General features: G+C 39.3%; 27 protein-coding genes. 9 read left to right on the forward strand and 18 right to left on the reverse strand.

Going from position 1 to position 25,087, the window contains the following annotated elements; translation table 11 throughout:
* The coding region (locus L634_RS0121695; RefSeq protein WP_026584254.1) for an integrase core domain-containing protein at positions 1-277 on the forward strand (277 nt) is incomplete at its 5' end.
* Between the two features lie 62 nt (positions 278-339).
* Here the strand turns inward: L634_RS0121695 and pyc are convergent.
* The 4 genes from pyc to glsA form a co-directional block, all read right to left on the reverse strand.
* The gene (gene pyc / locus L634_RS0121700; protein WP_026584255.1) at positions 340-3,780 is read right to left on the reverse strand and encodes a pyruvate carboxylase; all 3,441 of its coding nucleotides are present in this window, start codon (positions 3,778-3,780) and stop codon (positions 340-342) included.
* Between the two features lie 201 nt (positions 3,781-3,981).
* A complete protein-coding gene (locus tag L634_RS0121705; protein WP_026584256.1) occupies positions 3,982-5,184 on the reverse strand; it encodes an FtsW/RodA/SpoVE family cell cycle protein in 1,203 nt (400 codons plus the stop codon).
* Positions 5,185-5,665: 481 nt separating this feature from the next.
* Entirely contained in the window at positions 5,666-5,947 is a 282-nt protein-coding gene (locus L634_RS0121715) for a YlaN family protein (protein ID WP_026584257.1), read from the reverse strand.
* 363 nt (positions 5,948-6,310) lie between these two features.
* A complete protein-coding gene (gene glsA / locus L634_RS0121720) occupies positions 6,311-7,243 on the reverse strand; it encodes a glutaminase A (RefSeq protein WP_026584258.1) in 933 nt (310 codons plus the stop codon).
* Positions 7,244-7,392: 149 nt separating this feature from the next.
* Between glsA and L634_RS0121725 the strand changes: the two genes are divergently transcribed.
* The gene (locus L634_RS0121725; protein WP_026584259.1) at positions 7,393-7,890 is read left to right on the forward strand and encodes a hypothetical protein; all 498 of its coding nucleotides are present in this window, start codon (positions 7,393-7,395) and stop codon (positions 7,888-7,890) included.
* A gap of 100 nt (positions 7,891-7,990) precedes the next feature.
* On the opposite strand, the gene L634_RS0121730 is transcribed toward L634_RS0121725, so the two are convergent.
* Positions 7,991-9,319: a PhoH family protein gene (locus tag L634_RS0121730; RefSeq protein ID WP_026584260.1), complete on the reverse strand. Its 1,329-nt coding sequence runs from the start codon at positions 9,317-9,319 to the stop codon at positions 7,991-7,993.
* 350 nt (positions 9,320-9,669) lie between these two features.
* Between L634_RS0121730 and L634_RS0121735 the strand changes: the two genes are divergently transcribed.
* Positions 9,670-10,278, forward strand: coding sequence for a YhcN/YlaJ family sporulation lipoprotein (locus L634_RS0121735; RefSeq protein WP_026584261.1), 609 nt, complete (start codon positions 9,670-9,672; stop codon positions 10,276-10,278).
* 87 nt (positions 10,279-10,365) lie between these two features.
* Here the strand turns inward: L634_RS0121735 and L634_RS0121740 are convergent, their stop codons facing one another.
* Positions 10,366-10,821 carry a pyridoxamine 5'-phosphate oxidase family protein gene (locus tag L634_RS0121740; protein ID WP_026584262.1) on the reverse strand — a complete coding sequence of 152 codons (456 nt, stop codon included), beginning with the start codon at positions 10,819-10,821 and terminating at the stop codon, positions 10,366-10,368.
* A gap of 302 nt (positions 10,822-11,123) precedes the next feature.
* Between L634_RS0121740 and L634_RS0121750 the strand changes: the two genes are divergently transcribed.
* A complete protein-coding gene (locus tag L634_RS0121750; protein WP_084028962.1) occupies positions 11,124-11,324 on the forward strand; it encodes a YlaI family protein in 201 nt (66 codons plus the stop codon).
* Positions 11,325-11,432: 108 nt separating this feature from the next.
* On the opposite strand, the gene L634_RS0121755 is transcribed toward L634_RS0121750, so the two are convergent.
* Genes L634_RS0121755 through typA form a run of 3 tightly spaced genes read right to left on the reverse strand, consistent with a single transcriptional unit; the run spans position 11,433 to position 13,918 of the window.
* On the reverse strand, positions 11,433-11,723 hold the full coding sequence (locus L634_RS0121755) for a hypothetical protein (protein ID WP_026584264.1): 291 nt from the start codon (positions 11,721-11,723) through the stop codon (positions 11,433-11,435).
* A 15-nt stretch (positions 11,724-11,738) separates the two neighbouring features.
* Positions 11,739-12,053: a YlaH-like family protein gene (locus tag L634_RS0121760; protein ID WP_026584265.1), complete on the reverse strand. Its 315-nt coding sequence runs from the start codon at positions 12,051-12,053 to the stop codon at positions 11,739-11,741.
* Between the two features lie 26 nt (positions 12,054-12,079).
* Positions 12,080-13,918, reverse strand: a complete 1,839-nt coding sequence (gene typA / locus L634_RS0121765; RefSeq protein ID WP_026584266.1) for a translational GTPase TypA — start codon at positions 13,916-13,918, stop codon at positions 12,080-12,082.
* Between the two features lie 214 nt (positions 13,919-14,132).
* On the opposite strand from typA, the gene L634_RS0121770 reads away from it, so the two are divergent.
* Entirely contained in the window at positions 14,133-14,318 is a 186-nt protein-coding gene (locus L634_RS0121770) for a YlaF family protein (RefSeq protein WP_026584267.1), read from the forward strand.
* Positions 14,319-14,472: 154 nt separating this feature from the next.
* Here the strand turns inward: L634_RS0121770 and L634_RS0121775 are convergent, their stop codons facing one another.
* From L634_RS0121775 to L634_RS0121785, 3 genes are all read right to left on the reverse strand, one after another.
* Entirely contained in the window at positions 14,473-14,943 is a 471-nt protein-coding gene (locus tag L634_RS0121775; RefSeq protein ID WP_026584268.1) for a GNAT family N-acetyltransferase, read from the reverse strand.
* Positions 14,930-15,730 (reverse strand): inositol monophosphatase family protein, encoded by an 801-nt coding sequence (locus tag L634_RS0121780; protein ID WP_026584269.1) that lies wholly within the window; start codon positions 15,728-15,730, stop codon positions 14,930-14,932. Before L634_RS0121780 ends, L634_RS0121775 begins: the two co-directional genes overlap by 14 nt.
* Before the next feature lie 351 nt (positions 15,731-16,081).
* Positions 16,082-16,276: a hypothetical protein gene (locus L634_RS0121785; RefSeq protein ID WP_026584270.1), complete on the reverse strand. Its 195-nt coding sequence runs from the start codon at positions 16,274-16,276 to the stop codon at positions 16,082-16,084.
* A 287-nt stretch (positions 16,277-16,563) separates the two neighbouring features.
* Between L634_RS0121785 and L634_RS0121790 the strand changes: the two genes are divergently transcribed.
* Entirely contained in the window at positions 16,564-17,184 is a 621-nt protein-coding gene (locus L634_RS0121790; RefSeq protein ID WP_026584271.1) for a YktB family protein, read from the forward strand.
* Positions 17,185-17,273: 89 nt separating this feature from the next.
* On the opposite strand, the gene L634_RS0121795 is transcribed toward L634_RS0121790, so the two are convergent.
* Positions 17,274-17,549 (reverse strand): UPF0223 family protein, encoded by a 276-nt coding sequence (locus tag L634_RS0121795; protein WP_026584272.1) that lies wholly within the window; start codon positions 17,547-17,549, stop codon positions 17,274-17,276.
* A 46-nt stretch (positions 17,550-17,595) separates the two neighbouring features.
* A complete protein-coding gene (locus tag L634_RS0121800; RefSeq protein WP_026584273.1) occupies positions 17,596-18,555 on the reverse strand; it encodes an NAD(P)H-dependent flavin oxidoreductase in 960 nt (319 codons plus the stop codon).
* 227 nt (positions 18,556-18,782) lie between these two features.
* Between L634_RS0121800 and L634_RS0121805 the strand changes: the two genes are divergently transcribed.
* Positions 18,783-20,252 carry an aminotransferase class I/II-fold pyridoxal phosphate-dependent enzyme gene (locus L634_RS0121805; RefSeq protein ID WP_026584274.1) on the forward strand — a complete coding sequence of 490 codons (1,470 nt, stop codon included), beginning with the start codon at positions 18,783-18,785 and terminating at the stop codon, positions 20,250-20,252.
* A gap of 41 nt (positions 20,253-20,293) precedes the next feature.
* On the opposite strand, the gene L634_RS32920 is transcribed toward L634_RS0121805, so the two are convergent.
* Positions 20,294-20,428 carry a GapA-binding peptide SR1P gene (locus tag L634_RS32920; protein WP_084028963.1) on the reverse strand — a complete coding sequence of 45 codons (135 nt, stop codon included), beginning with the start codon at positions 20,426-20,428 and terminating at the stop codon, positions 20,294-20,296.
* 221 nt (positions 20,429-20,649) lie between these two features.
* Positions 20,650-20,949 carry a DUF3055 domain-containing protein gene (locus L634_RS0121810; protein WP_026584275.1) on the reverse strand — a complete coding sequence of 100 codons (300 nt, stop codon included), beginning with the start codon at positions 20,947-20,949 and terminating at the stop codon, positions 20,650-20,652.
* A 180-nt stretch (positions 20,950-21,129) separates the two neighbouring features.
* On the opposite strand from L634_RS0121810, the gene L634_RS0121815 reads away from it, so the two are divergent.
* The gene (locus tag L634_RS0121815) at positions 21,130-21,564 is read left to right on the forward strand and encodes a DUF1885 family protein (protein WP_026584276.1); all 435 of its coding nucleotides are present in this window, start codon (positions 21,130-21,132) and stop codon (positions 21,562-21,564) included.
* Positions 21,565-22,029: 465 nt separating this feature from the next.
* Here L634_RS0121815 and L634_RS0121825 read toward each other — a convergent pair whose 3' ends face one another.
* Positions 22,030-22,893, reverse strand: coding sequence for a polysaccharide deacetylase family protein (locus L634_RS0121825; RefSeq protein ID WP_026584278.1), 864 nt, complete (start codon positions 22,891-22,893; stop codon positions 22,030-22,032).
* A 356-nt stretch (positions 22,894-23,249) separates the two neighbouring features.
* Here L634_RS0121825 and L634_RS0121830 point away from each other — a divergent pair, with 356 nt between their 5' ends.
* Entirely contained in the window at positions 23,250-24,773 is a 1,524-nt protein-coding gene (locus L634_RS0121830; protein WP_026584279.1) for a glycine betaine uptake BCCT transporter, read from the forward strand.
* Between the two features lie 73 nt (positions 24,774-24,846).
* On the opposite strand, the gene L634_RS0121835 is transcribed toward L634_RS0121830, so the two are convergent.
* The coding region (locus L634_RS0121835; protein WP_026584280.1) for an IS3 family transposase at positions 24,847-25,087 on the reverse strand (241 nt) is incomplete at its 5' end.

The raw sequence follows: 25,087 nt of genomic DNA on the forward strand, positions 1-25,087 counted from the left end.
AGGTTTTCACTATACTCATCCCCTATTCCAAAGCAAAGTAAAGAAACTTGGCTTAACCCAATCAATGTCCCGAAAGGGAAACTGTTGGGATAACGCACCCATGGAAAGTTTCTTTGGACACTTTAAAGATTTAGCAGAGTATAAATCCTTAGATAATTTAAGAGATGTAAAAATAGAAGTGGATCGAATAATCAAGGAATATAACCATCACAGGTATCAATGGGGCTTAAATAAAATGACCCCGGTACAATACCGGGGTCATCTACTAGCAGCATAGGTACTTTTTTAAAACTGTCCGTAAACTGGGGCACAGTTCACTGGCCGAAGCTCTTTTCTATTTTATTTTGATAGTTCAATCAAAAGGTCGCCAGTTTGGATCGCTTCACCGTTTCCAACAAAAATGTCCTTAACCGTTCCTGAATATGGCGCCTGTACAGTTGTTTCCATTTTCATTGCTTCAGTGATCATCAAATGATCGCCTTTTTCTACTTTTTCACCCTTTTCAACGACTACTTTTATCACTGTCCCAGGCATACTGGCAGCAATATGGTTTTCATTGTGAGGATCTGCTTTCACCTTTGAAACGACTGTTGATTTAATGCTTTCATCCTTTATGCTGACTTCTCGCGGCTGTCCATTAAGCTCAAAATAGACAATCCTTGTCCCATCTGCCTGTGGCTGCCCGATTGAAACCAATTTAACTATCAAGGTTTTTCCTGTTTCAATTTCAATTTCTACTTCTTCTCCAAGTCTTAGGCCATAAAGGAATGTTGGCGTATCCAGAACAGATATATCACCAAATTGCTCACATGTTTTGACATAATCCATAAATACCTTTGGATACAAGGCATATGCAATTGCTTCAAAACTCGTTACCTGCCTGCCCAGTTCTTTAAATAGCTTTTCTTTTAAGGCATCAAAATCAACATCTTCGAGAAGTTCGCCAGGGCGGACAGTTATCGGTTTCCTGTCCTTGAGGATTACTTTCTGAAGCTCCTCAGGGAAACCTCCGTATGGCTGTCCCAAATATCCTTCGAACAATTCAACTACTGAATCAGGGAAATCAAGTGACTGCCCTTTATTCAAAACGTCCTGCTCTGTAAGCTGATTCTGGACCATAAAGAGGGCCATGTCCCCTACTACCTTTGAAGAAGGTGTTACTTTTACAATATCCCCAAACATATGATTCACACGGGAATACATTTCCTTTACTTCATCCCACTTGTCGCCAAGGCCAACAGCTTTAGCCTGCTGCTGAAGATTACTGTATTGGCCGCCCGGCATCTCATGCTGGTAGATTTCCGAATGAGGAGCCTTCATGCCGCTTTCAAAGTCCTCGTAGTATTTGCGGACATCTTCCCAATAATAGGAAAGCTGCTCTAAAGCCTGGATGTTAACATTTGGCTTTCTGTCAGTGCCTTCCAGCGCATAGTAAAGGGAGTTTGCACTTGGCTGTGAAGTTAGGCCAGCCATTGTGCTTAAGGCTGTGTCTACAATATCAACTCCAGCTTCAATTGCTTTTGCATAAGTGTAAATTCCGTTTCCGCTTGTATCATGTGTATGAAGATGGATTGGAATGTCCACTGTTTCTTTTAGTTCAGAAATAAGCCTGTAAGCAGACTGCGGCTTTAGCAAACCTGCCATATCTTTTATAGCGAGTATGTGTGCTCCCTGGTTTTCAAGCTCTTTTGCAAGATTTTTGTAATAGTTTAAGTCATATTTTGTTCTTGTTGGGTCAGAAATATCTCCTGTGTAGCACATCGCTGCTTCAGCAATCTTGCCGCTTTGGCGGACAGCATCAATCGCAACTTCCATGCCTTTCACCCAATTAAGGCTGTCAAAGATCCGGAATACATCTATGCCTGCATATGCTGATTTCTCAACAAACTCCCTAATGACATTGTCCGGATAGTTTTTATATCCGACAGCATTCGACGCACGAAGGAGCATTTGAAAAAGGACATTTGGCATTTTCTCTCTCAATGTGAGCAGCCTTTCCCATGGATCTTCCTTTAAAAATCTATATGCCACATCAAATGTAGCTCCGCCCCACATTTCAAACGAGAACATTTCAGGAAGCAGTTTTGCAGTTGGCTCAGCAATATGTTTTAAATCATTTGTCCTTACACGAGTCGCAAGCAATGATTGGTGTGCATCACGGAAAGTTGTATCAGTCAGAAGGACTTCCTTCTGTTCTTTGATCCATTTTACTAGGCCTTCTGGGCCCTGCTGATCCAGGATTTGCTTTGTACCATCCTGAAATCCAGTACTGTATTTCATCTTTGGAACTCTAGGCTCATCAAAAACAGGGCGCTTTTTCTTTTCTATCCCCGGGAATCCATTAACGGTTACATTCCCGATATAGTTTAGCATTTTCGTACCCCTGTCCTTTCTTTTTGGGAACAGGAATAATTCAGGTGTCTCATCAATAAAGGAAGTATCATACTCTCCCTTTAAGAATTTTTCATGCTTAACAACATTTTCAAGGAAAGGAATATTCGTTTTAATTCCTCGAATTCGGAATTCTTGAAGATTTCGGACCATTTTAGATGCAGCCTGCTGGAAAGTCATCGCATGCGTCGAAAGTTTTACAAGCAGAGAATCATAATAAGGAGTAATGACTGCCCCCTGGAAACCATTCCCTGCATCCAAACGCACGCCGAATCCCCCGCCGGACCTGTATGCCATTAACCTGCCTGTATCAGGCATGAAATTATTTAAAGGATCTTCAGTTGTAACACGTGATTGAATGGCAAACCCATGGATATGAATATTTTCCTGTTTTGGAACCCCCACTTCTTTACTATGCAGTGAGTGGCCTTCCGCAACTAGTATTTGCGTTTGGACAATATCTACACCTGTTACCATTTCTGTAATCGTATGCTCTACCTGGACCCTTGGGTTTACTTCTATAAAATAGAACTGATCGCCAGATACAAGGAATTCTACTGTTCCTGCATTAATATAGTCAACATTCTTCATAAGGTTGACTGCAGCCTGGCAAATATCATCCCTCAATGTTTCTGAAAGGGAAACGCATGGCGCAACTTCCACAACTTTCTGATGGCGCCTTTGAACAGAACAATCCCTTTCATATAAGTGAACGATGTTCCCTTCATGGTCCCCTATGATTTGGACCTCAATGTGTTTTGGCCTTTCAATGAATCTCTCAACATAAACTTCATCGTTGCCAAATGCTGCTTTTGCCTCTGACTTGGCACGCTCATAGGATTCCTTAACTTCTTCAAGGCTTCTTACTATGCGCATGCCTCTTCCGCCACCGCCCAGGGATGCTTTAATGATAATAGGGAATCCATAGTTTTTCCCGAAATTGATGACCTCTTCTAAACTTTGAACTGGGCCGTCACTTCCCGGGATAACCGGAATCTCAGCAAGCTGTGCTTGTGTTCTTGCTTTCACTTTATCTCCGAACATATCTAAATGCCTCGATGTCGGTCCAATAAAAATAATGCCCTCTTCTTCACACCGTTTTGCGAACACTATATTTTCCGACAGAAATCCATACCCCGGATGAATAGCATCAACATCACTGTTTTTAGCAATTTCAATAATTCCCTCAATATCGAGATATGCATCAATTGGCTTTTTGCCTTCCCCTACCAAATACGCTTCGTCCGCTTTATAGCGATGATACGATCCTGAATCCTCTTTAGAATAGATGGCTACCGTACGTATATCCAATTCTGTGCAAGCACGGAATACACGGATGGCAATTTCTCCTCTGTTAGCTACTAATACCTTGTTGATTCTTCGGCTCAAGAAAAACACCTCGTCTTTATGTATTTTTTAACAATATTCTGCCAAGTCAAGCTGAATCCGGGCGGAAACCACCCGTTTGCTAACCTGAATAAAGCTTGCTGAGGCGCACCTGTAATGCCTCACAGGATGCACCTTTTTATAGATCAGAAGGGATATTCCCCCCTGATTTATCTATTAAAAAGCACTGAGGTAACTCTGTGCTTATTTACGGATTATAAATGGCTTCTCGGTAGTCACTGGAATGGCCTCTGGTTTTGGCTGCTCATTTTTATTCTTATATTTTTGTTCGTAATTAACAAACATTGAAACATTTACAAGAATACCCATTGCTATGGACAGCTGAAGCAGTGAAGAACCTCCATAGCTGATAAAAGGCAGTGTTACACCAGTTAAAGGCGTTACTCCCGAGATGCCAGCAAGATTGATAAAAGCTTGAATCCCAATCATCGAGGAAATCCCGATTGCAAGCAGGCTGCCAAAAGCATCTTTGCATTTTAAACTGATAAAGATCCCCTTCAGAACAATATACCCAAGAAGCAAAATGACAAGCCCCACTCCAAAAGCACCCAGTTCCTCTGCAATAACAGCCATTATAAAGTCTGTATGAGCTTCAGGCAGGTAGCCTAGCTTCTGTACACTCTCCCCAAGACCAAGTCCCTTTAATCCGCCTGAACCCAGTGCAATATAAGAATTGGACAGCTGATAGCCAAATTCCGACCCAAACGGATCTCTGAAAGCCTCAATCCTTCCCATGCGGTAGGGAGCGAAAATCTTATCCTTTAATAGGAGGATAAATGGAGCAGCAAGCAAAAGCCCAAATAAACCCAGCTTAAAAATATTTTTAAAATTCATGCCGGATGTAAAAATAACCGCTGCTGCTATAGCACAAATAATCATGGCTGTTCCAAAATCAGGCTGGATTGCAACTAGGAGGGTGGCAAGAATCAAATAAGCAAGCGGCGGAAGCACACCCTTATTAAATTCATTTATATATGGCTGCTTTTTTGCATACACTGCAGCTAAATATATGATAACCGAAAGCTTTACAAATTCTGCTGGCTGAAGGCTTCTGCTTCCAATTTCAAACCAGCTCAAGGCTCCGCCTGCCACTTTCCCAAAAATAAACAGGGCAGTTAAGCCAAATATCGAAGCAGCTACCATGGGTACCAGAAATTTATTGCTTTGCATGGCTTTGTATGGAAATAAAGCAACAAAGATAAATGCTATTGCAGAAAAAACTAAATGCATCTTTTGTTTGTTATAAAAATAATCGCTTGGCTGATCATAAATCTGTACAGCTGTAACCATACTTGCACTGAAAACCATGATTAAGCCAAAAACAGACAGCAGTGCTACAGCAACAACCAAAGTATAATCATATGATTTTAGTATTTTTTTAAACATCCAGCCCTCTTCCCTTATCTTCTAGGTTTATTATTTATTCTACTATAGTATTAAATATCCTGCTTTGAAGAAAAGAAAAGTTAATTTAAATGTAACATAACAATTAAAACAAATCCACAATTATGTCATACTAATTTAAAATAAAGTTATACCAATATGTATTTTCTTTTCTTGCAGTTATACTATATACCTGTTTATTTGAAACTTTTAAACATGCCTGTTAACTTCCTTTCCAGTCGCTCAAAAAACCTTCTGGCGGTACAATACTCCGCCTGCAGGATCCCCGCTTTTAGCTTTCCCCCAGAAGAAATTAAAAAAGCACAGCAAGAAGAAAAAAGCGAATGCATTTTAAAGGAATCACCTTAATCTTCTTTCCACTCCATCCAATAGGATGCAAGATCTGCAATTATCATTATCGAGCGTTTTGTTTAGTTATAAAAAAACTCAAACAATCTCTGAAGAATGTTTGAGTTTTTTATTTTTATTTTTTTACTGAAGCTTCATGAAGAATGGACAATTCCCTTTCCAGTTCACCAAGAATAGCTTTGCCCTCGGTCTCTTCAATTAATCCAAGACGCACAGCAAAATCTATTTCCCTGGACAAACCGAACATCTGAGTATCAAGCACCTCTTCATACAGAGGGCATTGGGGCATAGTCAGGTTATCCATTTGCACCTTTATTAACTTTAATATTTTAGCAGCATCTGCCTTTAAAAGAGCGCTTGCTTTTTCTTTATGATCTATAATCATTTCAGAAGCCAACTTTCAATCCCTCCATTTCCGAGCGATTATCCTATCTATAAATTTTATACTTAAGCTTGGAAAAAAGCAAGGATAATAAGGGATTAGCACTAAGAAATGCTTTTTAACCGGATCTGGCCTACTTAAAACTTAATCTTTTTTAAAGGCTCTTTTCTCATAGATTGTTGTTTTTGTTTATGTATTTTGCCCGTTGATTTTACCACGGGACACTCACTCTTCCCTCTTTTCCCGCAGGTTGAAACACCGCTTCGTAAGAAAATGCGAAGGCATTTTCGAGAAGTCAAGTGCCCTCCGCTACAATCAACTCAGTTGGCTAAACTAAGTTCGCCTTCAAAAAGCAGCAAACCTTACGAAAAAGCTTTTTTAAAAAATACTGTAATTATTTTTATTCGAAAGTATTTCCAGTAATTTTATGCCAGCTATACTATTCCCCCTGCTGTCAAGTGACGGGCCAAAAATTCCAATGCCGCACCGTTCTGGCACAACACCGAGAATTCCTCCGGATACACCGCTTTTAGCTGGTATTCCAACCTTTATGGCAAACTCGCCTGATGCGTTGTACATTCCGCATGTAACCATAAACGTTTTGCAGACTCTCGCAATATCTTTAGGAATTATTACTTTTCCTGTCTCCGGATCCTGCCCATCTAGCGCAAATACAGCACCAATCCTTGCCAGATCAAAGCAATTCATTTCGATTGCACATTGTTTTGTATATATGTCCATTAATTCTTCGACATTTCCATCGATGACTCCATGCTGCTTCATAAAGTAACAGAGGGCCCTATTCAGCCATGAAGTTTCACATTCGGATTTCGCTACAGTTTCATCACAAGAAACATTTTTATCACTGGCAAGGCGTTGAACAAAATCCCTAATTCGGGCCCACTTTTCTGCAGAGCTTCCGCCATTAATCATATTTGTAACCGCAAGAGCTCCCGCATTGATCATTGGATTTAACGGTTTGGAAGGGACAGATGTCTCAAGCTTGGAAATCGAATTAAATGGATCTCCAGTCGGCTCCATTCCTACCCTGTCAAAAACATAGTCATAGCCCCTATCCTGGATAGCCAAAGCTAACACCAAAACTTTGGATATACTTTGCAAGGTAAACTTCTTTTTATAATCTCCTGCATAAATGCAGCTATTCTCTTTAACATTATAAACCGCGACTGAAAGGTCATCTTTATTTACTTCAGCAAGTGCCGGAATATAGTCGGCCACTTGTCCATCTTTTGTTAAAGAAGATACTTCATCAACTATTTTCTGCAGATCCCCGCTCGTGTGGCATGTCATTTTTTTCTCCTCCTGGGATCATTTTTATTATTTAGCTAGCTTACCCCAAACGATTTCGAAGAATGCAAGTATGACAAGAAGCCTAAAAATCTGTATACTTGAAATATGCTTGCAATTCAAGAGTCATTCGAGCTCCAGGAGGATTTAAGATGGAAAATATTATCTCATTTAAAGGAAAAGTAAAATTTAAGATAGCATTAGACCCGGGAGTCTGGATCTTTGATGACCGGAGAGTAGATTTAAATACCTATTTTAATTTAGAATCTAAAAGCAGCAATGAACTTGAGGAATATACAAAAGAAGTGTCAAAACACTGGGATCGGGAGATAATGGAAGGCGCTGTTTTTCCTCCAACTTTAAAAACAGAAAAAAAATTTGAAAAAGAAAAGGTTTTGACAGGAACGTTTGGCATACCTTTTAAACCTTTCCTCTTAAATGCAGAGCCCGATGAGACTGCAGAGTCCCTGATTATTGAAAGCGAGGATGGAGAAGTTAAATTATCCTTATCTCAAGCAGAAGATTTAATACTGGGGTTTTCAAAGGATGGGAAACCATTAAAAGAAGATGGTCCTATTCATGTATTTATGGGTGATGGAAGCAACAAAGACAATCCTATTAAGCGAGTGAAGGCATTTAGAGTAGAATGACCGAAGAGGGCGATGGCAGCAGCATCGCCCTTTTCTATTTAGGAACTTTCCAAGAGTTTAGCGGAATCACCGCTCATGTTCCGTTTGTGCGTATCTTACTTTATAATAGGTCAGCCGCAAGCTGTGCAAGGCCGGACCTCTCACCCTTGATAAGTTTGACATGGCCTGAAATCACCTGATCTTTAAACTTTTCAACAACATAAGTGAGACCATTGTTATAAGCGTCCAGGTATGGATGATCGATTTGCTCCGGATCTCCCATTAAGACAATTTTACTTCCTTCCCCCACTCTTGTCAGAATTGTTTTCACTTCGTGTTTAGTCAGATTTTGCGCTTCATCTATGATGATAAACTGATCCGGAATGCTTCTTCCTCTTATATAGGTCAGGGCCTCAACTTCAATTGACCCCATCCCTGCCAGTATGGCATCCAGTTCACCAGGTTTTTTCACATTAAATAAGTATTCCAAATTATCATAAATCGGCTGCATCCATGGCCTTAATTTCTCTTCTTTCTCACCAGGAAGAAAGCCGAGATCCTTTCCTACTGGAACGATTGGCCGGGCAACCAGCAGCTTTTTATATTGTCCATAGTCTTCTGTTTGCATTAAGCCGGATGCCAGGGCCAATAAGGTTTTCCCGGTTCCAGCCTTTCCAATTAACGTTACCAGAGGCAAATCATTTCTTAATAACAGCTCCAATGCCATTGTCTGCTGGACATTGCGAGGTTTAATTCCCCATATATGATCATGGTCAAAAATTAGCTTTTTTACTTTTTTTCCATTCTTATCAACCACTCCCAAAGCCGAGGAGGATGAGCCAAGGGCATCCTTCATTACAAGGAACTGATTTGGATAAAATGGATGGTTAGCAACTTCTGATAATGGCAATTCCCCCTTCTCATAAAAGCGGTTCAATATATCAAGCCCTATATAAACCTCCAAAAAACCGGGGTAGAGAGAATCATTTTCCACTACCCGATCGCTTAAAAAGTCTTCCGATATCAGACCAATAGCATCAGCTTTTACCCGTACTAAAGCGTCTTTGCTGACTAAAATGACTGTTCGTCCATTTTCTTTTGTCTCTTCTTCGAGCGACAAATTTTTCGCAACAGCCAATATGCGATTGTCATTTGTTTTCTCGACAAAAATTTCCTGCAGCTGATGAAATGATCTGTGATTCAATTCAATACGCAGGCTTCCGCCATTTTCAAGAGGGATTTTTTCATGAAGCTTTCCCGTTTCTCTCATGCCGTCAATCAGCCTGGATACTTGTCTTGCATTTCTGCCTATCTCATCCATATACCTTTTCTTCGAATCGACTTCTTCCAGTACTACTGCTGGAATAACTACATCATTATCTTCGAATGAAAATATGGAATTAGGGTCCTGCAACAAGACGTTGGTATCTAAAACGTAAATTTTACTCAATCTGATGCCTCCTGCTCCTCTTGAGTCTTTATTATTCAAACTTCATAAGCGTGGTCTATCCGACTTTCTGGTTTGCTTATCTAAGCCTTTTGCACTCCAATTTGAATTTGCTGTTTATTTTATAGTATTCATTCCCAATGAGAAGTTGAATGATTGGGAAACAAGGCCTTCCTATTCAGTGGGACAAATATAACTTGGTAAAATATATGTTTTGCCGAATAAAGATAGAAGAAGTTTTGCACAATAATCATTAAAGAATCCTACTTAACCTGAAATATAATTAAGAGTCATTAGATTTTCAGCTTAGCTTATTTCAGGAAAAATTTTTGATAGCCCTGGAGGTGTCAAATATGAAAAAATGGTTATTATTATGCTTTTCAGCCTTTCTTTTATCTGGATGCGGAATAAACAATAACCAGTCCCAAGGAGAACAGGGACAGCATGAACAGCAAAATGCCATTAATGTTAAGAATAGCGCGATTCAAGAAGTTGACAGGGAAACAGGTCAGCAAATCTCTAGACACCTGGTTAATTTGGCAACGAGAATACCTAATGTTAACGATGCCACAGCTGTAGTGCTCGGAAGATTCGCCATTGTAGGTATTGATGTAAATAGGAACCTGGACAGATCCGAAGTAGGGACAATAAAGTATTCTGTTGCAGAGAGCTTAAAAAATGACCCTCATGGCGCAAGAGCAATTATTGTGGCCGATCCGGATATTAACGCCCGGTTAAGAGAAATTGCCCAAGACATTCAAAACGGTGAGCCATTGCAAGGAATTATGAATGAACTGGCGGACATAGCCGGCAGGCTTATGCCCGAAGTACCGGCAGACTTAGTTGATCCAGGCAAGAAAAATGAAAAGAATGCAACAGAAGATCCAAAGAAAAAACTAAATAACAACCAGGAAAAAGAGCTCGAACAAAAGCAGGAGAAACAATCCAATTACCATAAATAACTGCGTGCCGGCAGCTATACCAGGCATGAACTGGTATTGTGGCCTGGCACTATTTTTATCCTAAAGAAGCTTAGTTCCCATAGGGAACTAAGCCTCTTTCATTGCTTCCATAACTTGTTTGTCTAAGCGTGCCGCAGCATCTTTATCATACGTTTTATCATATTGAGGTTCTGCTGTAATTTTAGACCCATAAAACATAACATCACGTACTTCTTTAACACTTATTTCCATAAGGGCAAGCTTCAAAGGAACCCCTTCCATCCTTTCGGATTTCACAGACGCTTCTCCGCTTATGGAATATGTAGATTCATTCGCTATAATATTCAGCACTACCTTACGGTTGCTGTTTATGTTCTGCACGATTCTGGAACGATTATCAACAGCGAAATAAATTGTTTCTTCATTTTTAGCCAATACCCATGAAATCGCACTTACATTTGGACCGCCTGTTTCATGATCTACAGTGGCTAGTGTAACAAACCGTTCTTTTTGCAGTTCATCAAATAGTGGTTTAATTAATTTTGGTTCTACCTGATTTGCCATTCATTTCCCTCCTTTTCTACATTCATAATAGTATGATAATGCCTTACTTTCAACAATTAAACATCCAGCCTTTAAAGAACCGCCTTTTCTCCATGTTGATTCCCCTCAAAGCACCTCAAAAAAAATGATGCCGAAAGTAACATGAACTTCAGCAGATTCCCAACGAATAGATGCCCCTATACTAATATGAACCAACTTCTTCGGCCAAATACCGTTAAGCTGCAAATTTATATTGATTAGCATTCGAATCCACTCAGAACATGTACTATAATAGAGTTAAGCAAAAATAATTGAGGTGTCCTATGAGAGTTAAATGTGTACTTTGCGACAAAATCGAAACAATTGAAAATGAATCATTGCAGGCTAAACGGCTGCGCAATCGTCCCATCCACACATATATGTGCAAACCATGCGAAGCCAGAATCGCCGAAAAGACGCAAAAAAGAGCTGATACAGGAAATTTCAAACTATACCGAAGCAAAGTCCAAGAGGAAGAATGGTAAGATTGCTCATTTTCAGCTGCAGGACCGCTTAAGCTTCTAATATTAATATGGAGCTTTGCAATATGCTCATGTAAAAAAGCCGCCCCGGTTTAAGGAGCGGCTTTTAAATTAATCATTAGGATAATTTACATATTTCTCAGGTTCAGTTTGAATCTGATCGAGCATCACTTCAATCAATTCACGCGGAAAACGGGTTTTATTCCGTTCCCCTTCCTTAGTGTAATGTACATAATACATCACTTCATCATTTTCAACTTCAATATCAGAAACCTGATGTTCGTCTCCGAGAATATCAAAAAACATCTTTTCCGTTTCTGCTGCTGCTGTATCATCCGGCCGGTTATCACTGACAATTTTTATTGTTAGCCAGTTATACAGTGAATCCTGCAAAGATTTCATCTCAGCCTCTCCCTGTTATTCCGCCTTTGCCTGCTCCTTCTTTTCCTGGTGAAGGCGAATTTTATAGATAATCAAGATTAAAGCAGCTACAACCAGGCCTTCTGCTACTGGAAGAAATACACCGAGAAAAGTCAGCATTGTACATCCCAAAATTAAGAAGGTGTAAATAACAGCTGATTTGGCAATGGGCAGCTTTTTGGCAAAACCTAATTTAAATACCAGGATTGACAAAAGGACAATTGTAATATAAAGAAGCCACATCCCTGTTGTGGGATTTTCATCGACTTTGAATAAAGCAGCGAAAAAAGAAAGGCGTTGTGAAACATCCATATCCTTCTCTCCTCCCCTTCTTAGCCTTAGTTTGTTTCAGCGTATTTCTTCTTCTTAGCTAATCTTTCTCTTTCATTTTTATCAAGAATTTTTTTGCGCAGCCTGATGGATTCTGGTGTTACTTCGAGAAGCTCATCATCATTCAAGTATTCCAGCGCTTCTTCAAGGGTCATGATACGCGGCTTTTTAATTACCGTTGTTTGATCTTTATTAGCTGAACGGATGTTGGTTGCATGCTTCACTTTTGTGATATTAACTGTCAGATCATTCTCGCGAGTATGTTCTCCAACGATCATTCCTTCGTATATTTCTGTACCCGGTTCAACAAAGATCGTTCCTCTATCCTCTACTTGCATAATACCATATGTGGAAGACTTGCCGCTTTCCATTGAAACAAGTACACCTTTGCTTCTGCCGCCAATTTGCCCTTTAATTTCAGGCTGATAGCTGTCAAATGTGTGATTGATAATACCATATCCGCGAGTAAGGGTCATAAATTCTGTAGAATAGCCAATTAGTCCGCGAGCTGGAACATTGAATGTTAACCTTACTTGACCGTTTCCATTATTGGTCATATCAAGCATTTCACCTTTACGCATACCCATAGACTCAATAATAGAACCAGTATTATCCTCTGGCACATCAATTTGAACACGTTCTACCGGTTCGCAGCGCACACCATCGATTTCTCTAATAATTACTTCAGGTTTGGAAACCTGCAATTCAAAGCCTTCACGGCGCATATTTTCGATAAGGATAGACAAGTGAAGCTCTCCACGTCCAGATACAATCCATGCATCAGGTGAATCAGTGTTTTCTACACGAAGACTCACATCTGTCTCGAGTTGTGCACGCAATCTTTCTTCAACTTTTCTGGCAGTAATGTACTTGCCTTCTCTTCCTGCAAATGGGCTGTTATTTACAAGGAAAGTCATCTGCAGGGTCGGCTCATCGATCCTTAAAACAGGAAGTGCTTCCTGATGCTCAACAGGGCAGACAGTTTCCCCAACATTGATGTCTTCCATTCCGGAAACAGCAATGAGATCTCCCGGATAGGCTTCTTGAATTTCCTCGCGCTTCAGACCGAAGAAACCAAAAATTTTCGTAACACGGAACTGTTTAACAGAACCATCTAGCTTCATTAGGGCAACTTGCTGGCCGACCTTTATTGTTCCTCGGAATACACGGCCAATCCCAATTCTGCCTACATAATCATTGTAGTCTAAAAGTGCAACCTGGAATTGAAGCGGCTCTTCACGGTTATCGGCAGGTGCTGGTATATGATCAATAATTGCTTCATAAAGAGAATGCATATCTTCATCCTGTTTGTCAGGAGTGGTACTTGCAGTCCCGGCAATTGCTGACGCATAGATGACAGGAAACTCCAATTGATCCTCATCTGCACCTAGTTCAATAAATAAATCGATTACCTCGTCAACAACTTCTGTTGGACGCGCAGATTCCTTGTCAATTTTATTTACTACAACGATTGGCGTTAATTTTTGCTCCAATGCCTTTTTGAGCACGAAACGCGTTTGCGGCATACATCCCTCATACGCATCAACAACCAATAAAACACCATCAACCATTTTCATGATTCGTTCTACTTCACCGCCAAAATCTGCGTGTCCTGGCGTATCAAGGATGTTTATTCTTGTATCTTTATATTTAACCGCAGTATTTTTAGCTAAAATGGTAATGCCTCGTTCTCTTTCCAAATCATTTGAATCCATTGCCCGCTCTTCTACATGCTCATTTGACCGGAACGTGCCAGACTGTTTCAAAAGCTCGTCAACCAAAGTCGTTTTCCCATGGTCAACGTGGGCAATAATAGCTATATTGCGAATATCTTCTCTTAGTTTCAAAAGATTTCCTCCTATTTATAAAAACTGAATCGTTTTATCAACATTTTTCACAACTGATACATTATATCACAATTACTATAGAAACCTAAAAGCTTTTTGTGTAAAATAATGTTGAAAAGGGTTTGTAACTCAATGATTTAGATAATTTCTATTCTCTCTACATATTTTTCGCCAGCATTTTTATAAAATACTCCGCCTGGGAGGGTAAAATACAATGAAAAATATCAAGTGGCCTTTATTAGCTTTTGCGGTCGGAGCAGCCCTATGCATGATGGGAATAGGTGTTGCGGTTGCTGAAAGAAGCATAATCGGAATTGTTTTTTCAATCATTCTGTTAATTCTTGTAATGGGATATGGGTTTAAAACAAAGAAGAAAATGAGAGAAGACGGATTGCTGTAAGAAAACAGAAGCGCCTATCTGCGAGGGGTATTCTTGGGAGCTTTCCTGAATGTACATCTATAAAGCGTTGACAAACAAACTAAAAAGCTGCAGCCATTGCTGCAGCTTTTTTAGAGCTCTTCTATCATAAATTGCTTTATGAAAACAGCATTTATTATAACAGGGGACATACCATTATCAAAAAATCCCGGCCTTCAGGGGAAGTCTCCATTTTAAATTGTTCAAATCCGGCATCAGATAAAAAATCAATCCAAATGTATCGACTTTCAGGAACACCAGCAAATAAGGATTTTTCGCCATTTCCTTTCAATTCGGTGCATATATGTCTGATTATAGCTATACCGATTCCTTTCCTTCGCATCTCTTTCTTTACAAGAATCGTTCCTAGCCACGGCTTTTGATTGGATGGGGATGATTCAACATGGTAAGTGATGGCTGACCGTTCCCCATTTAGCCTCCAAATTCTCCATTCACCATTAAGTTTCCTATATCTGGCCAAGTATTCTTTTATATTATATTCGCTTTTTTCAGCCTCTTCCCATTCAGGGCTATCCTTAATGGCCTGCAGGAAAAATGGCCAGTCTTTATTTTCCATGTATTGACTGGATAAATTACCAATTTCCATTGTTTAAGTATTCTTTCATTATTTCCTGATGAAGCCCTGGTTTTGAAACAAAAACAGAATTATTTTCAAGCAAATTCAACGGTTCCCCTTTAAGAGTAGTGGCTATGCCTCCCAGTTCTTCAATCATGATTACACCTGCAGCAAAATCCCACGGAGCCAGCCGCAATGTGATGTAGGCATCTACTCTTCCCGAGGCGATATAAGCCATCTCGATAGCCGCAGAGCCATAGGAACGGGTTCCCCGTGCATTTTTAACAAGGGGAGCTAAAAGAGACGGATCAATTCGTTTATTTTCCGTTACCCAAGTAGCATTCAGCCCGATGATTGCTTTAGATACCTCTGTTTCTTCTAAAGGAGGGAGCTTTAAGTCATCCATATAAACGCCGTGCCCCTTCATACAATGATATAGTTCATCATGTACAACATCGTAAATCAGCCCTATTTTCCCTTTGCCATTTTCATAAATGCCGATTGAAATGGCAAAGTTTCTTTGCTGATGCACGAAGTTCATTGTCCCGTCGATAGGATCAATTATCCATACAATTCCGTCCGTAGAGCTTAACTTATCGCCAAATCCTTCTTCCCCCAGAATTTGGTGCTCAGGATACTTTTCATTAATTTTTTTTATAAAAAATTGCTCTGTTCTCTGATCAATATCTGTTACTAAATCGTTGGCATTTGACTTGGTTGTAATAGTCAATGTTTTGTTGAATGATTTACGGATATTTTCACCAGCTTCTTTAACCCACGATTTCGCATATGTATCAATTTCGCTCCAATTCGTCATAATCAGTCCACCCTCCGCTTGATTCCCCTCCATTGTTTGGGAAATCTTTAAAATATAAATAGCTTAAAGGAATTAACCTTGTTCTTCAAGTTATATACTCTCCTATGTGTATGCTTATCATTTGTATAGCTTAAAGGATTTCATCAAATCATTTATTAAAAAGGCACTTTTATTATAAATTGTTGTTTTTAATTAATTAACATTTGAAAAGCAACAAACTTTACGAAATCAGCCAAAATAATAAACGAACTCCACAAATACATCAGGGAGTTCGTTTCTATGGGTTCTTACTTTCAATATGCATTTTTTCTGCCTTTTCTCCTTTGCTTCACAGTTCAAGAATATCCGCCATTAAAGTGCTTTTAATCTTAGAAGTTCCTGCCTGATTCTTTCTAGCTTTAGTTTTGTCTGCTTTTTTAACTCTTCATTTTTCTCCGTCATGGCATCAAATAACGTTGCCAATTCATAATCCATTTCCAGTCTCAGAACAGCTGTCCTTTCTCTATCACCGGCTTTTTTCTTCACAGAATTCATAAGTTGTTTCATTAGACAGTACACCCCTTCCAATTATTCAATTTCGTTTTCTGATTATTTTTACTATTATCATATGAAGAGTAAATCATAGTTGCAACTAATTTGTGCGATAACCCAAGCATTTATTTAGCTTAGTTAAACTCGATTGCGGATTACCGCTTTCCCTCAACAACAAAGTGCCTGCTATTCAGCACTGCGGTAAAAAATACCCAATTTATAAAGAGCTATAAAGCTAAACATTTCTTTATTAATCAGAGGTTATGCTACAATATTTGACAAAGCATTTAGGAGGTAAGCTTATGTCATTTTCTGGATTTACCAATGAAGATTTCGATGTTTTTAAAATAAATGGCCTGGATGACAGAATGGAAGCATTAAAGTCAACGATCAGACCGAAGCTTGAAGAATTGGGACGCCATTTCGCCTCTACACTTTCAGGGTTATCTGGAGATGAAATGTTTCCTCATGTTGCTAAACATGCAAGGCGAACAAAAAATCCTCCAAATGATACTTGGGTTGCATTTGCCAGCAATGCGCGAGGCTACAAAATGCTTCCGCATTTTCAGATTGGCTTATGGGAAACACATGTATTCATTTGGTTTGCTGTCATCTATGAAGCACCAAATAAACAAGAAATCGGTAAAGCATTCGAGGACAGCCTGGAAAAATTATATAACGAAATACCTAAAGATTATGTCTGGTCTGGTGATCATACGAAACCATCCGCTATTCCGCATAATCTGCTGTCAAAAGAAGAATTAAAATCAATGTTTGTTCGCCTGCAAACTGTCAAGAAGGCTGAAATTCTTTGCGGCTTCCATATTTCGCGGGAAGAAGCCGTAAGCATGCCGGCTGATCAATTTATTGAAAAAGCAGATTCTGTATTTAGAAATTTATTACCCCTATACAAAATGGCTTAAACATCATAAATTGATATGAAAAAACCCCAACTCTCCTGATAGCAGGGAGGGCTGGGGTTTTGATTTTTTATATAATCTAATAAGCTCAGCTATTTCTTCATTCGTATTTTATCGCCCGATGAAGACTCTTTGGCTGCTTTTAGAGTTTTGTAAGATGAATAACCGCTCAACTCTTCGAACTCATCGCAGATGTTTTTTTCCTGGGCTTTTCCGGGGACTATTTCTTTAAATCGCCTATAGGCAGTCATAAAATGTTCCCGTTCAATTCCTTTTTCATATGCCTGTTCAACACTTTCAAAATATTTTATCACATCCACAATCTCTTCTGTAGACCAATCTTGATCAATAGGGTATTGGTATTCCATTTACTTCACCTCATTTATGTTAATTAATCCTGGTGTTAAAAAAAAGTTACTCAGACCATTTTTTCCGGATCGCTTCTCCTTCGGCTATCATTCGCTTAAACAGCTCATTAACAGCCGGCACATCCTTAATTAATCCCATTACTTGTCCTGCCCATGCAAAGCCTTCATTCTCATTACCTTCATAAATATATTTCTTATTAGCATTCCCACTTATGTAATCCTTTAATTGTTCATATCCGCCATTTTGCTTTTCAATTTCCAGGATTTTCTCAGTCCAGGTGTTGGCTATTACCCTTGCAGGGGCTCCGATTGTTCTCTTTATAACAATAGTATCATTTTCTGCACCTTCAACAAGACGGTTTTTATATAAGGAAGATGCATGAACGCATTCTTGTGTTGCTACAAATCTAGTTCCCATTTCAATGCCTTCGGCTCCAAGGCTTAAGGCTGCCATCATTCCCCTTCCATCCCCTATTCCTCCAGAAGCAATGACCGGAATGGAAACAGCATCAACAACCTGAGGCACAAGAACAAAAGTGCCGATATCATCCCTGCCCAAATGGCCACCGCCTTCCTGGCCAACAACCATCACAGCATCCGCTCCAAGCTCCTCTGCTTTTACCGCTTGCCTTTTTGCAGCTACGAGTACCAGCTTCTTAACATTTACACCTTTCAATTGGTCAAAGATGGGAGCAGGATTCCCTCCTGTCATGGAGATGACAGGAACTTTTTCTTCAATTGCAATATCCAGATATTCAGAAAAGGGACGGCCATGCTGACCAATAGCAAAATTAACTCCAAAAGGCTTATCTGTCAACTTCTTAACCTTTTGTATTTCCTCTCTCAGCTTTTCCGGGCTGCTAAGGGACATGGCAGTGACTTGACCCAGCCCTCCTGCATTTGAAACTGCAGCTGCAAGCTCAGAATAGGCCAGATGGGCAAGCCCGCCCTGTATGATCGGATATTGGATGCCAAGCATTTCTGTAACCTTTGTGTTCCAATTCATTTTATATACCTCCATTCGTCAATATTCTTCTATTTCTATTTTTATGTTTTATTTTCCTGTTAACTTCTTAAACTAAATGCAAGTCAAATTTTCAGAGGGGCAAAAGGCATGTGAAATATGCTTAAAATGGTGTTAAATCTTTCTATGCAAAGGGGATGAATAATGCTATAATTCAAATGTTTTATGCATGAATTTTGAAATATTAACTAAAGAGGTGTGGGAATAAGTTGTCTCAATATAAAACACCGTTATTCAGCGGTTTACTTGAACACGCAAAAAAGGAACCGGTCCAATTTCATATACCAGGGCACAAAAAAGGCACTGGAATTGACCCGGAATTTAGAGAATACATTGGAGATAATGCTCTGGCCATTGACTTGATCAATATTGGGCCGCTTGATGACCTCCATCAGCCAAAAGGAATTATTAAAGAAGCCCAGGAGCTTGCTGCAGAAGCTTTTGGAGCTGATCGGACATTCTTCTCTGTACAGGGAACAAGCGGGGCCATTATGACAATGGTTATGGCCGTCTGCGGCCCAGGAGATAAAATTATCGTACCTAGAAATGTCCATAAATCCGTAATGTCAGCGATTGTATTCTCAGGAGCAACCCCTATTTTCATTCATCCGGAAATTGATGAAAACCTGGGAATATCTCATGGAATTACAACAGAATCGGTATCAAAAGCCCTTGAGCTCCATCCGGATGCTAAAGGTGTATTGGTAATCAATCCAACTTATTTCGGTATTTCAGCAGACTTAAAGAAAATTGTTGAGATCGCCCATTCATATAATGTACCTGTCCTAGTTGACGAAGCCCACGGGGTTCATATCCATTTCCATGACGAACTCCCTTTATCCGCCATGCAAGCGGGAGCAGACCTTGCAGCTACTTCTGTTCATAAACTTGGCGGCTCGATGACGCAAAGTTCAGTCTTAAATATGAAAGGTAATCTTGTCTCAGCCAAAAGGGTTCAATCCATTCTAAGTATGCTGACGACTACTTCAACTTCTTATTTATTACTCGCTTCTCTGGATGTAGCAAGAAAACGCCTGGCCACTGAGGGTAAAGAGCTTATTGGCAAAACGATAGAATTAGCCCAGTCGATAAGAAGCCGCATAAATGAAATCGACCGTTTATATTGCGTCGGAGAAGAAATATTGGAAACGAAAGCAGCCCATGACTATGATCCGACAAAATTGATCATATCTGTTAAGGAACTTGGCATGAACGGATTTGATGTTGAGAATTGGCTTAGAGAAAAACACAATATTGAAGTAGAAATGAGCGATTTATATAACATCCTGTGTATTGTTACACCTGGAGACACAGAGAGAGAAGCCGATATCCTGGTTTCCGCACTTGCAGAACTGGCAAAAGAACGCCGAGGAAACACAGAGAAATTAGAAACTCAAGTTCTGCTTCCAAATATCCCTGTTTTGTCTTTAACACCTCGTGACGCCTTCTATGCAGATACTGAGCTGGTACCATTTGATGAATCCGAGGGCAGAATTATTGCAGAATTCATCATGGTATACCCGCCCGGCATTCCAATTTTTATACCAGGCGAGATTATTACCAAGGAAAATCTCCGTTATATTAAGACGAATATGGAAGCCGGACTTCCTGTTCAAGGGCCAGAGGATTACGACTTTAAATACCTGCGTGTCATTGAAGAGCACCGTGCCATTCGATAACGCAAAAGAGCCTTTCCATTTCGGAATAGGCTCTTTTATTATTAACGGTTATTATTAGCTTTGTTTGTTTTTTCTCCGTCGCAGCAATTGCATTTATTTGAATATAGTACAGTTACTTTTTCATCCTCAAAGTGATCGATAGTTGAATTGCAAGCCTGGCATACGATTGTACCCATCTTTTCATTCTCCTTTTCATTGAGTTATTTTATAAAACTTGAAAGCGCTTAACATCTTTAAAACAATAATAATATAACACTATTAATATTTCAAGCCTAATTGTATAACATATTTAAAGTATTTTTTGGTATTTATTGATTTTTTCTTCCCTTACTCTCTCTTCAATAGTATGTCACAATACAAAAAAACAGACCATTCGGGTCTGTTTTTTGAAAAAAATTTATTCATATTGGGTTTCAAAACGGGCACCAGGTATGGCTTCTCTGAAAAATTCACTTAAATCTGCAGCCTGTTCAATTAAATCGAGCTTAAAAGCTTTTTGTAAGTATTCGATATCTTCGAGATCTTTAGGGTCGAGGAGTGTAGAGCGGCCAGTTTGCATACAAATAACCAGAGGCTTTGAAAAGAAGAGGTTCGTATAAACAATTCCAAAATCATACCGGGTTGTTTCAGTCGTAAATCCTACAAAGCGGACATTTACGTTTTCATGCTCATCATAGAGCTTCTCGAAAAATTCCATATTATACCTCCCTTTTATTTTTAAATATTTAGAATTTTATTATAATTTATTATTTTCTTTTTGACAAGTATTTTAAATTTTCCTTCTTATTTAAAGTTGTCATTAGATTTTATGTAGTGCTAGAATGAAATAGGGTGTTTTTTTTATAATAATTCATTTGGGATATTGGGGGGAAAGATGATGGCAGCTAATGCATATATAAAGCTTGTTCCTTCATCAGCAAAAGAAGATATCACTACCGAAGAGCTCAAAGAACTTTTCTTGTACTTTAAGGACATTACTGGAAAAACAGGCGCCCAGATCGACTGGCAATATAATGATGCCGCTTTTCCATATGAAATTAAAGAAAAGCCGGAAGGAAAAGGAAGCTGGTTTTATCTCCTGTCAAATCACGATCGCTATAATGCTATATTGCTTGGGGTTGACAGAGAAATGATCAGGGAAGAAGATGGCACTGAGCGGGAGCAAACATACATACAAATAACATTGCCTGAAAATGCTACATTCGGAGATAAGGGTAAAGCCAATGAGTTTTGCAGATTCCTAGCTAAAAAGCTCAAAGGGGAATTGCATTTATTCAATGGAAGAGTCATGTATTTTTATCCCCGGAAATAAGGATAAACTATTTACGCGGAGAACAGCATAACTGCTGTTCTTATTCTATTTTTCCCAAATATTGAGGTGAACCATGATCAGCAAAAAGATAATCACCATAGGGATATTAAGCTTTGCATTTACAATCATATCACCATTTATTTTTAATTCATATGTAGGGGAAAAACCGGAGAAGTCAAATCAAAACGTAAAATTTGGAGCACCTTTCCCTTATGCTGAACAAAATATATCTTTCCCGGAAAATTCAAAGTTATATCCTCTTGAAATTAAGTTTTCTTCACCAATGGAAAAAGAAACGGACTATAAAATCCTTCCCTTTCTCTTTTCATTTTTTAGCTACTTTTTATTTTTCTTTTCTCTTATAACGATTGCATCCAGATATATTTCAAGAAAACCACAAAAGAAATAGGAGCCAAGCTAGAGGCTCCTTTCACTTCACCTTACAAGGGAAATGTCAATGCTTTTTTAATCCACAGTCTGGATCTTTGCAGGGTCAACAAATTCAAACCCTTTGTTTTGTATGCCCTTTACGATATCCTGCAAAGCATCCTTCGTCCATTGCCTGTCATGCATCAGTAAATTTGCACCCTCCACCAGATATGGAGAGTTGACCATTATATCCGCTAATGCCTCTTTTGATTGATAATCCTTCTCCCAGTCATACCCATAAGTCCAATTCATGAGAAGCATTTTTTCATCCCTTGCGATTTTTTTGCTGTAGTCAGTATTAGAACCAAATGGTGCCCTAAAGAACTTTGGCCTCTCTCCAATTATCTCCTCAATCCTGTCGTTAAGTCCGACAATTTCTTTATATTGCTCCTTTTCCGGGAGTTTTTTCAAATTTGGATGGCTGTAGGTATGATTTCCAATAGAAAAACCAAGATCATGAATAGCTTTTAAAACTTTTGCCTCTTCTGGCGTATCGATAAAATGCCCATTTACAAAAAAGATTGCTGGTGCCCCAAGCCTTTTTAAAGTTTCCGCCATTTCCAGGGCATATGTATCAGGAGCGTCATCAATTGTTAATAGTACAACTCTCGGACTCGCATGATCTATTGGTTCAATCGTCCAGTTATTTTCATTTAACTTATACAGCGGCCCTTCAGCTATTTCTGATTCCTCTTGGATTTTCCCGGCATTGGCATCTTCTTTATTATTGATTTCATCATTTTTATTAGCGCTTTTTTCCTGCCCGGAAGCCATCGTTTCTTCTGTTTTATCAATTTCTGCTTGTTTAATCTTTCCTGATGCTTCTTTCCCTGTCTCGCTGCTGCATGCTGACAATGCAACAATTAAGGAAAAAAGAACTATAACACTTATCTGTCTCATGTTGCCCCCCTTAAATGCATATTTCTTTTCAGCCACCGCAATTAGTGTTATTATCAACAATGGCCTTAATAAAGCTAAAGAGTTGTTCCCCTTTTGACTCCTTTATCCTTATCTACTGATTTTACCCGAAATGGGTTCGATATGAACTTTTTTTAATGAAATTTTTGATAGATGGAGCTATCATTTATCTTCACTAATCGTTTATCGAACCGATCGGCCTTTTTCGGGAAGTTGATTCACCGTCAACTTCCTTTCAATCCACGGATTCTTTCTGCCCGTTTATGTTTTCATATTGGCCTGGGAGTTTTTAAAGTTTTTTTCAATTAGGGCTCAAAAATTATTTATGGAGGGATTTGATGAAGAAACTGACACCCGTTTTTACGGTCTCAGTCATATTCACAGCATTATTTATTTTATGGGGGCTTGTCCCGCAAAGTGTATTGCCTAAAGGCAACCTTGATTCAGTAACTCAAATCATACAAGGTTTTATCCTCGAGAAATTTGGCTGGTTTTATTTATTAGCAGCTTCAGCCTTTTTAATTTTCTCTATCCTATTAATATTCTCCAAGTACGGAAATATTCGTTTGGGAAAAGACGCCGACAGGCCAGAATATAACTATTTGACCTGGTTTGCCATGCTTTTTAGTGCAGGAATGGGGATTGGGCTAGTGTTCTGGGGAGTCGCAGAACCCATGTACCATTACTATGCACCGCCATTTTCGGAAGGTCAGACACCAGATGCCGCCAGAGCTGCCATGAGGTATTCCTTCTTCCATTGGGGTCTGCACCCTTGGGCGATTTATACAGTAATCGCTCTGGCTCTTGCATATTTTCAATTCAGAAAAGGAGCACCTGGTGTTATCAGTTCTATTTTAAGACCCATTTTGGGCGACCGTGTTGACGGGCCGCTTGGCGTATTTATAAATTTCATCGCTGTTTTTGCAACAGTGTTCGGTGTTGCAACCTCTTTAGGTCTTGGTGCGATCCAAATTACCGGGGGGCTTTCCGCAACATTTGGCGGTATAGAAAATAATACTCAAACACAGATGACGATTATTGCCATTGTAACCATTTTATTTATGCTTTCGGCCCAAACTGGCTTAAACAAAGGAATTAAATACTTAAGTAATATAAACATTATTTTAGCTATAGCATTAATGTTTTTCCTGCTATTTGTTGGACCAACAAACTTTATTATGGACCTGTTTACAACTACAATCGGCTCCTATCTTCAAAATCTGCCTTCAATGAGCTTTAGATTAAGTCCATTTGATCAGGACCTGACCTGGTTTCAAGATTGGACAATTTTTTACTGGGCCTGGTGGATTGCATGGGCACCATTTGTCGGAACCTTCATTGCACGTATATCCCGCGGACGGACCATACGTGAATTTGTTATCGGCGTTCTGGCTGTTCCTACGATTTTTGGTGCACTCTGGTTTTCTGTTTTCGGAGGAACAGGGATATACCTTGAATTCTTTGAAGCAAAACCAGTAATGGACTCGATAGAGCAGCAGGGAATGGAAGTCGCTTTATTTACAGTCTTTGACAACTTTCCATTTTCCACTGTTCTATCTATATTGGCAATTTTCTTGATTAGCACATTCTTTATTACTTCCGCCGACTCAGCCACATTCGTACTGGGTATGCAAACAACCAATGGGAGCCTGAATCCTTCCAACAGAGTTAAATTTGTCTGGGGTATTATTCAATCTGCTTCAGCAGCCATTCTTTTATGGACTGGAGGGTTAGAAGCTCTGCAAAGAGCATCAATTATTGCCGCGCTCCCTTTTACAATCATTATGCTTCTGATCGTGGTATCACTTATAAAATCGTTCAAAGAGGAAATCGTTCCTGACCGGAAAATCAAAAAAGTATAGAAAAAAGCAGGCACCTGCCATCCTGAACTGCGCCCTATAAAGTAGACAGTTTAATAAAAAGAGATGCTGCTTTCTACGCAGCGATGAGATGACTCCGGTAAGCTGCTGGAGTCATCTTTTTTAAGGTCCATTGCTTTCTATTCGTGTTATAGTGCTCCATATATTCATCAATCATATTCTTTAAATCTGCTAAGTTATTTGCTTCTTTGTAATCTACTTCATCCTTTAAATGTCCAAAGAATGATTCCATTGGGGCATTATCTAGACAGTTTCCTTTACGGGACATGGATGGAATGAGTCCTAATGCTTTGACG

Source organism: Bacillus sp. J33 (genome assembly GCF_000518885.1).
Taxonomy (GTDB): Bacteria; Bacillota; Bacilli; order Bacillales; family Cytobacillaceae; genus Cytobacillus.